Genomic DNA, 15110 nt, shown 5'->3' with positions numbered 1-15110 from the left:
TGAAACATAAAGTGATAAGAGGAAATTAACCGCCGATAGAGGCCAAGTGTGGTGTCATCCCCGTTTTGCCTTCCTGTAAAAAGTGGCTGACAGATTTGGTATCGAGCGCGCCTTGAATTCGTGCAATAAGATCTTTTTCTTGCTCATCCTGTTGCAACAAATCACGCAACTCTACGCCTTCTTCGCCAAACAAACACAAATGCAGTTTGCCTGTCGCAGAAACACGCAGACGATTACAGGTTTCACAAAAACCTTTTTCATACGGCATAATCAGGCCAATTTCACCTTGATAGTCAGGATGCACAAACACTTGCGCCGGCCCATCATTGGCTTCTTTCACCTTCAGTAGCCAACCATTTGCAATTAAATGATTACGAATGCTGACACCAGATTGATGTTGCTGTTCAAATAATTCATCCATTTCACCAGTTTGCATTAACTCGATAAAACGTAATTGAATCGGGCGATCTTTAATCCAGTTTAAAAAGCTCGGTAACGCATGGCCGTTAAACTGCTTCAGCAAAACAACGTTTACCTTAACCTGCTGATACCCAACTTCAAATGCACGATCAATACCAGCCATCACATCATGAAATTTGTTTTCACCGGTTATTTGATGAAACAAACGAGGATCAAGGCTATCAATACTGACATTAATATGCGTTAAACCAGCCTCTTTCCAATCGCCAACTTGCTTAGCCATACGGTAACCATTGGTTGTAGTCGCAACCTTAGTAATGCCCGAGGTTTGTGCAACGGATGCAACGATGTCATTGAAGTCTTTGCGTAATGTCGGCTCACCACCAGTAATGCGGACTTTAGTAGTACCACAATCAGCAAAGGCATTAACTATACGTTTAATTTCAGCTTGATTTAAAAAAGACGAGTTCTTCTTTCCGGTTGGATGATAACCATCAGGCAAGCAATAGGTGCATTTAAAATTACACACATCGGTAATCGACAGACGTAAATAGTAAAACTTGCGCGAAAAACGATCGACAAATTGCGCATTTTCTGTAGTTGATATGGGAGATGCCACATCGGATACACCCGAAAAATCAGGAATATATTGGGAAACTAATTGAGTCACGAAACACCTTTCCAAATACGGGAGGAAGGCTCATTTCTAAACCAACCCTGGTGACAGTATGTCACTGGCTTTAAAAACGTATCCAGTAGTCATTGATACAATGAATAATGAACTTAGTAATTAACGCTCGGAGTTATGACGTGATTGCTGATAAATAAACCAGCAACACTACTTTTAAATGGTACGCAACAAAACGAGATTTTTCCATACCCATTTAGGCATAAGGCCGTTATATTTAGTTAATTGAAATCAAAGAATTGTTATTTAGCCTGATCTCTAAGGTTAATTCAGCAGAGAATATAAATTATGTCCTTTCATAAAACCAAAAAAGTCGTCGCAATTGGTGGTGGTCATGGCCTAGGCCGTATGCTGGCAGCACTAAAAGATTTTGGCCCTAACGCCACCGGTATTGTGGCCACCACTGACAACGGTGGTTCGACCGGACGTATTCGGCAATGCCAAGGTGGGATTGCTTGGGGAGATACCCGAAACTGCATCAATCAGTTGATTACCGAACCGAATATTAGCTCAATGATGTTTGAGTACCGTTTTCGTGGTGCCGGTGAATTGAACGGTCATAACCTAGGCAATTTAATGCTCACCGCGCTCGATAACCTCTCAATTCGTCCACTGGATGCCATTCATCTTATTTGTGACATGTTGAAGGTGGAAGTCAATATTGTCCCTATGTCCGAGCACCCTGCCGATCTGACTGCATTATCAAAAACTGGCAAATGGGTACGCGGTGAAACCAATGTTGATGATATGTCAGAGCCATTACAGCGTTTATATGTGGAGCCTGAAGTGCCAGCAACCGCAGAAGGCATCGATGCCATTTCATCGGCAGATTGCATTATCTTAGGCCCAGGCAGTTTCTTAACCAGCATTATGCCGCCTTTATTATTACCGGATATCGGCAAAGCCATCGCTCAAAACACCCAAGCCAAATTGGTTTTTGTTGATAACCTTGATAAGGAATTTGGTCCAGCTGGAATGATGAACCTAGAAGAAAAACTAAAATGGTGTCAGCGTGCTTGTGATGGTCGTAAAGTTGATGTACTACTTGGTGAAAATTTTTCTGAAAGCGTTGACCAAAATTATCAATGTATCGAAGTTAACCTCGCCTCACCTAACCATGAATGGCGTCATGATCGTAAAAAGCTCCAACAAGAAATTGAGAAGATTATTTTGCAATAAATAACGTTGCTCGGAAACTCGTTTCTCGTGACTCGGCAAATACATCGAGCAACGAGAAGCGGAGCGTCCAAGCTACGAGAAACGATTAACTATTCACTATAAACTGCGCTCTTAATTTCTCAATCTCATCGCGTTTTTGTGCCGCTTGTTCAAACTCCAGATTTTGTGCGTGTTGGTACATCTCGCTTTCCAACTGGTTTATTTGTTTCTCAAGCTGCTGTGGAGTTAACGCTTGGTATTCGGCCGCTTGCTCTGCGACTTTAGATAATGAAATCACATTGCTGTCTTTCTTACCTTTGCGTGTACCGACATGACCCAGTTCCATAATGTCTTGAATGCTTTTCTTCAGTGCTTGAGGCGTCGTCCCCATCTCTTCATTATATTGCTGCTGTTTCGCCCGACGACGTTCCGTTTCATCTATCGCTTTACGCATCGATTTTGTGATGCTGTCACCATATAAAATCGCTTTACCTTGAACATTACGTGCCGCTCGACCAATCGTCTGAATCAATGAGCGCTCTGAACGTAAGAAACCTTCTTTGTCAGCATCTAGAATTGCCACCAAAGATACTTCAGGCATATCCAAACCTTCTCGAAGTAAGTTAATACCCACTAACACATCAAATTCACCTAAACGTAGATCTCGAATAATTTCAACACGTTCAACCGTATCAATATCTGAATGCAGATAACGGACTTTGACATCATGTTCGGTAAGATATTCGGTCAAATCTTCCGCCATGCGCTTGGTTAAAGTAGTCACAAGCACACGCTCATTTACCGCAACGCGTAAGCGAATCTCCGATAATAAGTCATCAACTTGCGTGGCAACCGGACGAACTTCAATTTCAGGATCGAGTAACCCAGTTGGACGCACGACCTGCTCAGCCACATCACCACCGGATTTATCTAACTCATACGCACTTGGGGTTGCTGAAACATAAATGGTCTGCGGCGCGAGCGATTCAAATTCCTCAAAGCGCAGTGGTCGGTTATCTAAGGCCGAAGGTAAACGGAAACCAAATTCGACTAAGGTTTCTTTACGAGAACGGTCACCTTTATACATCGCGCCAATTTGCGGCACTGTCACGTGAGATTCATCGATAATAAGCAGGCCATCATGAGGTAAGTAATCAAAGAGAGTCGGTGGTGGCTCACCCTCTTTGCGTCCACTTAAATAGCGTGAGTAGTTTTCGATGCCAGAGCAGAAACCCAATTCATTCATCATTTCGATATCAAACTGAGTACGTTGCGTAATACGCTGATCTTCTAATAGTTTATTGTTTTCTCGTAGAACCTTTTGTCTTTCAACCAACTCTTCTTTGATCTCTTCAATTGCTTCAAGAATGCGTTCACGTGGTGTGACGTAGTGGGTCTTAGGATAAATGGTGGCACGAGCAATATCTCGTTGTTTAATTGCGCCCGTTAGCGGATCAAAAACACTAATGCATTCCACTTCTTCATCGAACATTTCCAGACGAATGGCATCATGCTCAGAATCGGCTGGGAATACGTCGATCACTTCACCCCGAACTCGGAAATTCCCTCGCTCAAAAACCATGTCATTTCGGCTGTATTGCAGCTCAGCTAAACGACGAATAATATCACGCTGCTCTAAAATGTCTCCGCGACGAATGTGCAGCATCATCTTTAAATAAGAATCCGGATCACCTAAGCCGTAAATCGCCGACACAGAGGCAACAATAATCGCATCTTTACGTTCAATTAAAGATTTAGTGGCAGATAAACGCATTTGCTCGATATGAGCGTTAACCGAAGAATCCTTTTCAATAAAAGTATCTGTGGTCGGCACATACGCTTCCGGCTGATAATAGTCATAGTAAGAGACAAAATATTCAACCGCATTATTGGGAAAGAAGCTTTTCATTTCACCATACAATTGTGCGGCAAGCGTTTTATTTGGAGCAAGTAAAATCGTTGGACGCTGCGCTTTAGCGATCACATTAGCTAAGGTAAATGTTTTACCTGAACCCGTTACACCTAATAATGTTTGATGGGCTAAGCCTACTTCCAAACCTTCAGATAACTTTGCAATCGCCTCTGGCTGATCGCCGGCTGGCTGGTAATCGGAAACCAGTTGATACAACTTACTCATACTTGCCTCTTAAATGGAGAATTCTCGCGGTTTATTCGATTGATTGACCTTACCACAAGCCTATTATTAGCGCTTTAAATCGCGGTAGGTTATGTGGCAGTTTTATTAACTAAATTATGGCCTATACACAAAGTAGTTGGCGTTGCAGTGAGGCGCCAAGCGAGTGAAACCCCATGAATATAGCTTGCCTATTCGATTGGGGTGAATGAGCGCTGGTAACAAAACTGCAGCTTCAAATACGAAGGGTATAAAAAAGTCATTTTTACTCTAGCTTACCCTATTACAGTTTGGTAGTATTCTCATCCCGCCAAAAATATCATCTAATATTTCACCTACTTTTCATCCACGGGTTTTCCCCAAAAAACAGTTGATTTTACATTTTCATTAATTTTCTTATTATTTACCCACAAACACATCTCAACAAAACAAAATATAAAATCATTTAAAAACAATTCATTATCTCATTTAATTCGTATTTTCTAACCTTTAATTATTAAGCATAAAAACTTGCCCAACCTTCATCAACACACTTATCCACAAATTTAGTGGATAACTACACAACCGCCTTATTTGGCGAGGCTTACAAAAAAGTAAAGAGAAAAAGCGGATTATTTTTTACTTTTTTGTCGCTTTTTGGCGTTGACAGTCTGTTTCACCATAGCTAAAATCCTGCCCATAACTTTTCCCTGTTAGTTCAGTTGGTAGAACGGCGGACTGTTAATCCGTATGTCGCTGGTTCAAGTCCAGCACAGGGAGCCAAATACTAAAAAGCCGCATTGTTAAAGTGCGGCTTTTTTTCGTTCATTTTTCACGCATTCCATCATTAATTACTTAATACCTTCAAATACCTATTTCCTGTAGGTTGTTATTAACGTCACAAATGACGATAATGTTGGGATCATTATTAACCCAAAGAGACGATATGACAGACTATCTACTGTTACTTGTTGGCACTGTTCTAGTCAACAACTTTGTTCTGGTTAAATTTCTCGGTATTTGCCCTTTTATGGGGGTATCTAAAAAGCTTGAAACCGCAATTGGTATGGGCCTTGCGACGACTTTCGTTTTAACCTTAGCATCTGTCTGTTCATACTTAGTGCAAACTTATATTTTACGACCACTAGGAATCGAATATCTACAAACCATGAGTTTTATCTTAGTGATCGCTTTCGTGGTGCAGTTCACTGAAATGGTGGTACACAAAACTAGCCCAACTTTATACCGTCTTCTTGGGATATTTTTACCTCTGATTACCACTAACTGTGCGGTATTAGGGGTTGCACTTCTTAATATCAATGAAAACCATAACTTTATTGAATCCATTATTTATGGTTTCGGTGCTGCAGTTGGCTTCTCGCTTGTTTTGATTTTATTTGCTTCGATGCGTGAGCGTATTACCGCAGCGGATGTTCCTGCGCCATTTAAAGGTGCTTCTATTGCCATGATTACCGCAGGATTAATGTCTCTGGCCTTTATGGGCTTCACAGGTTTGGTGAAATAATCCATGACTACCATCTTGATTGCGGTTGCTGCTATTGCCGCCCTCGCCGCTATTTTCGGCATAATTTTAGGGTTTGCTTCGATTCGTTTTAAAGTTGAAGCCGATCCTATTGTTGACCAAATTGATAATATTTTACCGCAGACCCAATGTGGTCAATGTGGCTACCCCGGTTGTCGTCCATACGCTGAAGCAATTGCTAACGGTGATGACATCACGAAATGTCCTCCGGGTGGACAAGCCGGCATTGAGAAATTAGCCGACTTGATGGGAGTGGACGTTCCAACTGATTCAAATGGCGTGGAAGATGCAGTTAAAACTGTCGCCTTTATTCATGAAGATATGTGCATTGGCTGTACTAAATGCATCCAAGCCTGCCCTGTCGATGCCATTGTAGGTGGTACAAAAGCACTACACACCGTCATTAAAAGTGAATGTACTGGCTGTGATCTCTGTGTCGCACCGTGTCCAACTGATTGTATTGAAATGATTCCAATTGAAACAACACCAGATACTTGGAAGTGGCAGCTAGAGCTTATCCCTGTCGTGACCGATCTTGAACCATCATCAGCCTCTGCTGACTCTAAAGAACAAACCGTGAGTTAAAGGAAAAAGTATGTTGTCGTTAATTGAACAGATTCGTCACGGTATGATTTGGGATTTTCCCGGTGGTATTCACCCGCCTGAAAATAAAGTTCAATCGTCAAGATCGCCTATTGTTCATGCGGAATTGCCTGAAGAGTTTGTATTGCCTCTGAAACAACATATTGGGAGACCGGGTGATGTTTGTGTCAATGTCGGTGATAAGGTTTTAAAAGGTCAGCAATTAACCCAAGCCAACTTGGCCTTTATGGTACCGGTGCATGCGCCAAGTTCAGGTACGGTCACTGCGATTGAAAAACGTACCATCGCCCACCCTTCTGGACTTTCTGATCTTTGTATTGTGATCAAACCAGATGGTAATGACACATGGTGTAAAAAAAATCCCGTCTCCAATTATTTAGAAAGAGACGCTGAAGTATTAATTGAGAAGATTCGCCAATCTGGCATTTCAGGAATGGGTGGGGCAGGCTTCCCTACCGCGCGTAAATTACATACGGGTTTAGCCAAAACCAAAATACTCATCATTAATGCTGCAGAATGTGAACCTTATATCACAGCCGATGATCGTTTAATGCAAGATTATGCCCAAGAAGTTATTCAAGGTGTTCAGGTTATTCAGCATATTCTGCAACCTGAAGTGACAATTATTGGTATTGAAGATAACAAAAAAGAAGCCATTGGCGCTTTAGAAGAAGCAGCAAAAGATGTTGACCTCATCATTCGTGTTATACCAACTAAATACCCATCCGGCGGCTCGAAACAGTTAATAAAAGTACTGACGGGTCGCGAAGTACCAAGTAAAGAACACTCCGCAGCGATTGGTGTGTTGATGCAAAACGTAGGTACGGCTTTTGCTATTAAGCGAGCGATTATTGATGGTGAACCATTAATTGAACGCGTCGTTACTTTAACCGGTGATTCCTTTGCTCAAAAAGGTAATGTTTTAGCGCGCCTCGGTACACCAATATCCTCGCTACTACGTCAATTTGGTTACAAGGCCGAGAAAAAACACCCTCGTTTGATTATGGGGGGGTCTTTAATGGGCTTTACTCTGCCACACGCTGACGTACCGATTACTAAAATCACCAACTGTATTTTAGCACCGAAACGTAAAGAGATTGCCCCAACTGGCCAAGAGTTAGCCTGTATTCGTTGTACCGCTTGTGCGGAAGCTTGCCCGGCGTCCTTACTACCACAACAATTACAGTGGTATGCCAAAGCGCAAGATTATGAAAAGTGTGAAGAATACCATCTCTCCGATTGTATCGAATGTGGCGCTTGTGCCTATGTCTGTCCAAGTGATATTCCACTAGTACAATATTACCGCCAAGCGAAATCAGAAATTTGGACCCGTAATCAAGAAGCTAAAGAAGCTGAACGGGCTAAGCAGCGCTTTGAAGAGCGCCAAAAACGCTTAGAACGTGATAAGCAAGAACGTGAACAACGCTTTAAACAGGCCGCAGAAAAACGCCGCAGCGAAATGAAACAAACTAGCGGTGATGATGCGGTCGCGGCCGCGATTGCTCGTGTTAAAGCTAAACAAGCAGAAGCGGAACAACCAACAGAGAAAGCAGTGAAACCCGCAGTAGCAGCGGCAATCGCACGAGCTAAAGCCAAACAAGCTGCAGCAGTAAAAGCAGGTCAAACTGAACCTGATAATTCAGAAATGATCAAACTGCGAGAAGAACGAAAACGTCTAGCACGTGAGAAGAAAGCTCAGCAGCAATCAGAAGAGCCGGCTTCAAACGACGTTGCAACTCAAGAATCAACACCGAAAAATGCAGCGGTCGCCGCCGCAATTGCGCGTGCTAAAGCTCGTAAAGCTGCACAACAAGGTGCTGATGAAATAGCGCTTGAACAAACAAACACTGAAAAACCAACGACTGAATCGGATACGACTCCGGCAGAAGCAAGCGATCCGAAGAAAGCGGCTGTGGCGGCTGCGATTGCTCGCGCTAAAGCTCGTAAAGCTGCACAACAAGGTGCTGATGAAATAGCGCTTGAACAAACAAACACTGAAAAACCAACGACTGAATCGGATACGACTCCGGCAGAAGCAAGCGATCCGAAGAAAGCGGCTGTGGCGGCTGCGATTGCTCGCGCTAAAGCTCGTAAAGCTGCACCACAAGGTGCTGATGAAATAGCGCCTGAACAAACAAACACTGACAAGCCAACGACTGAATCGGATACTGCTTCGGCAGAAGCAAGCGATCCGAAGAAAGCGGCTGTGGCGGCTGCGATTGCTCGCGCCAAAGCTCGTAAAGCTGCACAACAAGATGCCGATGAAATAGCGCCTGAGCAAACAAACACTGAAAAACCAACAACTGAATCGGATACGACTCCGGCAGAAGCTAGCGATCCGAAGAAAGCGGCTGTGGCGGCTGCGATTGCTCGCGCTAAAGCTCGTAAAGCTGCACAACAACAAGACAAACCCCAACAAGAAATCATATCCAATGATGACTCACAAAATAGTGAATCAACGGATGATTCTTCATCAAAAGATAAACCAGACTCTGGAATTACCTTAGATCTATTGGATATTCCAGTATTTATCGACAAATCATCTCAGGAGAAAAAATAGTGTCGTTCTTTATAGCGAGTTCTCCACACGTCCGTGTTAAACGCACCACATCAAATATTATGATGTGGGTCGCCTTATGTTTATTGCCCGGTATTGCGGTACAAACCTACGTCTTTGGCTACGGCGTATTGATCCAAATAGTTTTTGCTATTTTATTGGCTTGGCTATTTGAAGCCACCATTATGTTAATACGTAAACGTCCACCTATTCTGAGCTTAAGAGATAATAGTGCTCTGGTCACCGGCATGTTGATCGCGGTAGCCATTCCTCCGCTGTCACCGTGGTGGATCCTTACTATTGGTATCTTTTTTGCCATTGTCATTGGTAAACATCTCTATGGTGGTTTAGGGCAAAACCTATTCAACCCTGCAATGGTCGCTTATGTGGTATTGCTTATCTCGTTTCCTGTTCAAATGACAAGTTGGGTAAGCCCAGAATCATTAGCACATGTTCATTTACATTTTGATGATTGCTTAAGACTCTTTTTTACTGGCTTCAATCTTGATGGATTATCTTTGCAGCAAGTTCGTGCAGGTATTGACGGTGTCACAATGGCAACACCTCTAGATACTTTCAAAACCTCACTTCATACTGGGCACACTGCAAGTGAAATCATGCAACAGCCTACTTTTTCGGGCTTAGCCGGTGTCGGATGGCAATGGGTCAATATTGCATTTTTATTAGGTGGACTGATGTTAGTCAGGTTGCGTATTGTTCAATGGCAAATTCCTCTGGCAGTCTTAGTTAGTCTATTAGTGGTAAGCACGATTGCTTCACTATTTGCTCCAGGTACAACTGCCTCCCCTATTTTGCACCTACTTTCTGGCGCAACCATGATTGGTGCTTTCTTTATTGCTACCGATCCTGTCACTGCTTCTACCACAACTAAAGGTAGAATCATTTACGGTGCATTTATCGGTATTGTAGTGTTCTTAATTCGCAGCTGGGGTGGTTTCCCTGATGGTGTTGCCTTTGCTGTTCTATTAGCCAATATGACGGTGCCATTAATTGATTACTACACCAAACCACGTACTTATGGGCATATAAGGTAATATCGTTATGCTAAATGCAATGAAAAAAAATGGCGGCATTTTGGCAATCTTTGCAATTGCTTCTACCTCTTTGGTTGCGATCACCAATTGGATCACACACGATACAATTGTCACACAACAACAACAAGAGTTGCAAAAAACGCTCAACCAAGTAATCCCGCAAAGCATGCACGACAATCAACTGTTCGCATCATGTATGTTGCTACCATCACAAAGTACCGTCACCACTAAACCACTACCGGCTTACCTAGCAACCAAAGCTGGCCAACCGACGGCGATTGCCATCGAGACTTATGCGCCTGATGGCTATAATGGTGCGATTAAAATTATCGTTGGTTTGGATATGCAAGGTGTCATCACAAGTACTCGGGTATTAGATCATAAAGAAACTCCAGGCTTAGGCGATAAAATAGAAACCCGTAAAACTGACTGGATTTTTAGCTTTGACCACAAAACAGTCAGCCAAAGTAACGACTCTGAGTGGGCGGTACGTAAAGATGGTGGTCAATTTGATCAATTTACAGGTGCTACCATTACCCCTAGAGCAGTCGTAAAAGCGGTGAAGAAAACCGTGGTGTACTTTAAAGAAAATAAACAAAGTATTCTCAACCAACCATTAAACTGTGAGGGATAAAATGTCTGAAGATAGCGCAACGCTTGATACATCATTAGATTCAGCAACCCAAGTGTCTGATCCTGAGAATAAGCAGTTAATGAAAAATGGCTTATGGGATAATAACCCTGCCCTTGTTCAGCTTTTGGGCTTATGTCCATTACTGGCAGTGTCATCGACCATCACCAACGCACTTGGCTTGGGGCTGGCGACGATGCTGGTACTGATTTCAACTAATACGATTGTCTCGTTAGTACGTAACTACGTGCCAAAAGAAGTTCGAATTCCCATCTTTGTGATGATCATTGCTTCTGTCGTAACTTGTGTTCAGCTATTGATGAGTGCTTATGCTTACAGTCTCTATCTGTCACTTGGTATTTTCATTCCTCTTATCGTCACCAACTGTGTGATCATTGGTCGCGCAGAAGCCTACGCATCAAAAAATGCCCCGAAAAAAGCCGCCTTAGATGGTTTTTGGATGGGTCTTGGTATGCTTGTAGCCCTGACGGTTTTGGGTACGCTACGTGAAGTGATTGGACAAGGTACTCTGTTTGATGGTGCAGACCTCTTACTAGGTACTTGGGCCGCGTATTTACGCGTCGAAGTTTTTCATATTGATAGTAGCTTCTTACTTGCTTTATTACCACCAGGTGCATTTATCGGTGTTGGTTTCCTAATTGCGTTAAAACAAGTAATTGATAAGCAAGTTGATAAACGAAAACCAGTAAAAGAAAAGCCAACGATTGAGCGAGCTAGAGTGACTAACGCCTAACGAATATAAACTATTACGATCGACTGATTGGTAAAAAACAATGAATAATGAAAAACGCCGACTGATTCTTGAAAGGCTACGAGAAAATAATCCCAATCCTCAAACTGAGCTGAATTGGTCAACGCCATTTGAGTTATTGATCGCGGTACTTCTTTCCGCTCAAGCTACCGATATCAGCGTCAATAAAGCCACGGATAAATTGTATCCAGTTGCCAATACACCTGAAGCCATTCTGGCACTAGGCGTTGATGGGTTAAAAGAATACATCAAAACGATTGGCCTGTTTAATTCCAAAGCAGAAAACACTATTAAAACTTGTAAGATCTTAATTGAAAAGCATAACAGCCAAGTACCGGAAGATCGCGCGGCATTAGAAGCATTGCCGGGCGTAGGTCGAAAAACCGCTAATGTAGTACTCAACACCGCTTTTGGTTGGCCAACTATTGCAGTCGATACTCATATTTATCGCGTATCGAATAGAACAAAATTAGCAATGGGCAAAACGGTTGATGACGTTGAAGCAAAGTTATTAAAGGTTGTGCCTAAAGAATTTAAGCTCGATGTTCACCACTGGCTAATTCTGCATGGCCGCTACACCTGCATCGCACGTAAGCCACGCTGTGGTAGTTGCCTGATTGAAGATCTCTGCGAGTTCAAAGAAAAAGTTTATCCTGAAGAGTAATCATACCGTTTGATTACTTTACATTCTAATAAGGAGCACACAATGTCGAATGGAAGAGTTTTGCATACTATGGTTCGTGTTGGCGATCTTGATCGTTCAATCGAGTTCTACACCAAAGTTCTTGGTATGCAGCTAATACGTAAAAATGAAAACGCGGAATATAAATATACTCTCGCTTTCGTGGGCTACGGTGACGAATCTCAAGGTGCAGTGATCGAACTGACCTATAACTGGGATACTTCTGAATACGATCTAGGCACTGGCTACGGTCACATTGCGATTGGTTTTGATGATATCTACACCGCATGTGATGCAATTAAAGCCGCTGGTGGTACGGTTACTCGTGAGCCGGGCCCAGTAAAAGGCGGCAGCACGCATATCGCGTTTGTTAAAGATCCAGATGGTTACATGATTGAACTTATCCAACGCAGCCAAATGTCAGCAGGCTTAGAAGGGTAATTCCCCCTCTCACTCTCCCGAACAACATAGAAGAGCCCGACAATCGGGTTCTTTTTTATCCTATAAACTTCATTAATCAAGCAATACCCACTCTTTTGTAGTCGCAATAAAAAATCATTTATTCTAAATAAAATCTCATATTTTCTTACTGACAAGCAACATTAGAGAGTGAAGTTCAAATTCTAATCTGCAATAATACGCGCCTAAATTCATAGACCTGAAAGTATATGACTGACAAAAATGAAGCCTTGACACTAAAACAACGATTTCGTGGCTATTTCCCCGTCGTTATCGATGTAGAGACCGCAGGTTTTAATGCTAAAACTGATGCATTACTCGAAATCTGTGCTGTAACCTTGGCCATGGACGAAAACGGCGATTTATATCCAGCCTCCACCATTCAATTCAATGTTGAGCCATTTGAAGGCGCTAATCTTGAAAAAGAAGCCTTAGAGTTTACCGGCATTCGTGACCCATACAGTCCATTAAGAGGTGCCGTCACAGAATCGGAAGCTCTCAAAGAAATTTTCAAATTAATCCGTAAAGAACAAAAAGCAGCAGATTGCAGCAGAGCGATTATGGTGGCTCATAATGCGAATTTTGATTTGAGTTTTGTCATGGCAGCAGCGGAGCGTAGCAAACTAAAACGTATTCCATTTCACCCTTTTGCCACATTTGATACTGCGGCATTAAGTGGCCTAGCCTACGGCCAAACTGTACTAGCGAAAGCTTGCCGCGCTGCCGGTTTTGAATTTGATAATCAAGCTGCGCACTCTGCTCTATATGATACTCAAATTACCGCTAAATTATTTTGCAACATCGTTAACAAATGGAAAGCCTTAGGTGGCTGGCCACTCGCTGCAGAAAATAATAACGATACCGACTAAGATCGGTACACATTTAATACACAACATAAATTTTACAAAGAGAATTACAATGAATCCTGTCGTTATTTCCGTGTGCTTAATGCTTGCGCTATCCGTTTTCCGAGTCAATGTCGTGATAGCTCTAACCTTAAGTGCCATTACCGGTGGCTTACTTGCTAACATGTCACTTGATCAAACCATCTCAGCCTTTCAATCAGGTTTAGGTGACGGTGCAGAAATCGCTTTAAGTTATGCTTTATTAGGTGCATTTGCGGTGGCACTCTCTCAAACTGGCATTACTGACATTTTGTCTAATGCAGTGATTAAACGCGTTCATGGTAAAGAAAATGAAAAGGCCTCAAGCATGGTGAAATATGCCATCTTCGGCGCACTATTCATCATGGCGATTTTCTCCCAAAACGTTATCCCGGTTCATATTGCCTTCATTCCAATTATTGTTCCGCCACTATTATCGGCTTTCAATAAGATGAACATCGACCGTCGTATGGTTGCGTGTATATTAACCTTTGGTTTAGTGACTCCATACATGACCATGCCTATCGGTTTTGGTGGTATCTTCTTAAATGATATCTTATTGCCAGCGCTACAAAACAATGGGCTAACAAGTGCTACTGCCGCTCAAATTCCTGCTGCGATGATTATTCCGGCTTGTGGCATGATCTTTGGTTTATTAGTGAGTATTTTCATCAGTTACCGTAAGCCGCGTACTTATACTGAGAAACAAAATGAAGCCACTGAAGTAAAACAAAATGGCATTGATAAAAAAGCGGTAATTGTTGCTGCCATAAGTATCATTGCGACTTTATCTGCTCAACTATATTCAGGTTCAATGATTGTAGGTGCACTAGTCGGTTTCATCATTTTATCATTCGGTAAGCCATTCCAAACTAGCCAAGATAGCTTCACTCGTGGCGTACAAATGATGGCGATGATTGGTTTTATCATGATTTCTGCCAACGGCTTTGCAAGTGTAATGAAAGCGACGGGTGGTGTTGAAACGCTAGTGACCTTCTTACAAACGAGCATGAATGGTCACCAAGCTTTAGCCGCGCTAATGATGCTAATTGTTGGCCTATTGATCACTATGGGTATTGGTTCATCTTTCTCAACTATTCCAATCATCGCAACCATCTATGTTCCTCTTGCGATTTCATTTGGTTTCTCGCCAGCGGCAACCATTGCACTGGTTGGTACTGCAGCTGCGTTGGGTGATGCCGGTTCTCCAGCGTCAGATTCAACCTTAGGTCCAACATCCGGCTTAAATGCAGACGGACAGCACGATCACATTAAAGACTCAGTAATCCCAACATTCCTACACTACAACCTACCGCTTATCATGTTTGGTTGGATTGCGGCAATGGTTCTGTAATACCAGTCACACTAATTAGCTGGTCAGAAATTGCGTAGGAAAAAGGCTTGAGAACAAGGCGAAAATTTTCGATAAGTAGTTATTCTACAGTCAAAATTTCCAACGAAGTTATCAAGCCTTTTAGCAAGCAAGAATGATCAGATAATTAGTACGATTGGTATAATCATTACCTCAAGTTAAATAAAAAGCGT

Annotated in this window: 13 protein-coding genes, 1 tRNA gene and 1 riboswitch; of the genes, 12 read left to right on the top strand and 2 right to left on the bottom strand. The window is 42.5% G+C overall.

Annotation, left to right across the window (positions count from 1 at the left end; translation table 11 throughout):
- Positions 1-25: 25 nt before the first annotated feature.
- The gene (gene moaA / locus ACN0T8_RS00220; protein WP_417879460.1) at positions 26-1027 is read right to left on the bottom strand and encodes a GTP 3',8-cyclase MoaA; all 1002 of its coding nucleotides are present in this window, start codon (positions 1025-1027) and stop codon (positions 26-28) included.
- A gap of 51 nt (positions 1028-1078) precedes the next feature.
- Positions 1079-1235: riboswitch (molybdenum cofactor riboswitch) on the bottom strand.
- 161 nt (positions 1236-1396) lie between these two features.
- Between moaA and yvcK the strand changes: the two genes are divergently transcribed.
- On the top strand, positions 1397-2287 hold the full coding sequence (yvcK, locus tag ACN0T8_RS00215) for a uridine diphosphate-N-acetylglucosamine-binding protein YvcK (protein ID WP_417878687.1): 891 nt from the start codon (positions 1397-1399) through the stop codon (positions 2285-2287).
- An 85-nt stretch (positions 2288-2372) separates the two neighbouring features.
- Here the strand turns inward: yvcK and uvrB are convergent, their stop codons facing one another.
- A complete protein-coding gene (gene uvrB / locus ACN0T8_RS00210) occupies positions 2373-4403 on the bottom strand; it encodes an excinuclease ABC subunit UvrB (protein ID WP_417878686.1) in 2031 nt (676 codons plus the stop codon).
- A 683-nt stretch (positions 4404-5086) separates the two neighbouring features.
- Between uvrB and ACN0T8_RS00205 the strand changes: the two genes are divergently transcribed.
- The 11 genes from ACN0T8_RS00205 (at position 5087) to ACN0T8_RS00155 (ending at position 14919) form a co-directional block, all read left to right on the top strand.
- Positions 5087-5162 (top strand) — tRNA-Asn (locus ACN0T8_RS00205).
- A 163-nt stretch (positions 5163-5325) separates the two neighbouring features.
- A complete protein-coding gene (gene rsxA / locus ACN0T8_RS00200; protein WP_417878685.1) occupies positions 5326-5904 on the top strand; it encodes an electron transport complex subunit RsxA in 579 nt (192 codons plus the stop codon).
- 3 nt (positions 5905-5907) lie between these two features.
- Positions 5908-6507 (top strand): electron transport complex subunit RsxB, encoded by a 600-nt coding sequence (gene rsxB / locus ACN0T8_RS00195; protein ID WP_417878684.1) that lies wholly within the window; start codon positions 5908-5910, stop codon positions 6505-6507.
- A gap of 10 nt (positions 6508-6517) precedes the next feature.
- A complete protein-coding gene (gene rsxC / locus ACN0T8_RS00190; RefSeq protein ID WP_417878683.1) occupies positions 6518-9085 on the top strand; it encodes an electron transport complex subunit RsxC in 2568 nt (855 codons plus the stop codon).
- The gene (rsxD, locus tag ACN0T8_RS00185) at positions 9085-10137 is read left to right on the top strand and encodes an electron transport complex subunit RsxD (RefSeq protein WP_417878682.1); all 1053 of its coding nucleotides are present in this window, start codon (positions 9085-9087) and stop codon (positions 10135-10137) included. Before rsxC ends, rsxD begins: the two co-directional genes overlap by 1 nt.
- A 7-nt stretch (positions 10138-10144) precedes the next feature.
- Positions 10145-10771, top strand: coding sequence for an electron transport complex subunit RsxG (rsxG, locus tag ACN0T8_RS00180; RefSeq protein WP_417878681.1), 627 nt, complete (start codon positions 10145-10147; stop codon positions 10769-10771).
- A 1-nt stretch (position 10772) separates the two neighbouring features.
- Positions 10773-11522, top strand: a complete 750-nt coding sequence (locus tag ACN0T8_RS00175; RefSeq protein WP_417878680.1) for an electron transport complex subunit E — start codon at positions 10773-10775, stop codon at positions 11520-11522.
- A 40-nt stretch (positions 11523-11562) separates the two neighbouring features.
- Positions 11563-12204, top strand: coding sequence for an endonuclease III (nth, locus tag ACN0T8_RS00170; protein WP_417878679.1), 642 nt, complete (start codon positions 11563-11565; stop codon positions 12202-12204).
- A gap of 42 nt (positions 12205-12246) precedes the next feature.
- The gene (gloA, locus tag ACN0T8_RS00165) at positions 12247-12663 is read left to right on the top strand and encodes a lactoylglutathione lyase (protein ID WP_089139073.1); all 417 of its coding nucleotides are present in this window, start codon (positions 12247-12249) and stop codon (positions 12661-12663) included.
- Positions 12664-12890: 227 nt separating this feature from the next.
- A complete protein-coding gene (gene rnt / locus ACN0T8_RS00160) occupies positions 12891-13550 on the top strand; it encodes a ribonuclease T (protein WP_417878678.1) in 660 nt (219 codons plus the stop codon).
- A 49-nt stretch (positions 13551-13599) separates the two neighbouring features.
- Entirely contained in the window at positions 13600-14919 is a 1320-nt protein-coding gene (locus ACN0T8_RS00155; protein WP_417878677.1) for a Na+/H+ antiporter family protein, read from the top strand.
- Positions 14920-15110 lie beyond the last annotated feature (191 nt).

Source organism: Vibrio sp., from assembly GCF_048266485.1.
Taxonomy (GTDB): Bacteria; Pseudomonadota; Gammaproteobacteria; order Enterobacterales; family Vibrionaceae; genus Vibrio.
The sequence above is the reverse complement of the archived record's forward strand: the minus strand, read 5'-3'. Positions and strand labels throughout refer to the sequence as shown.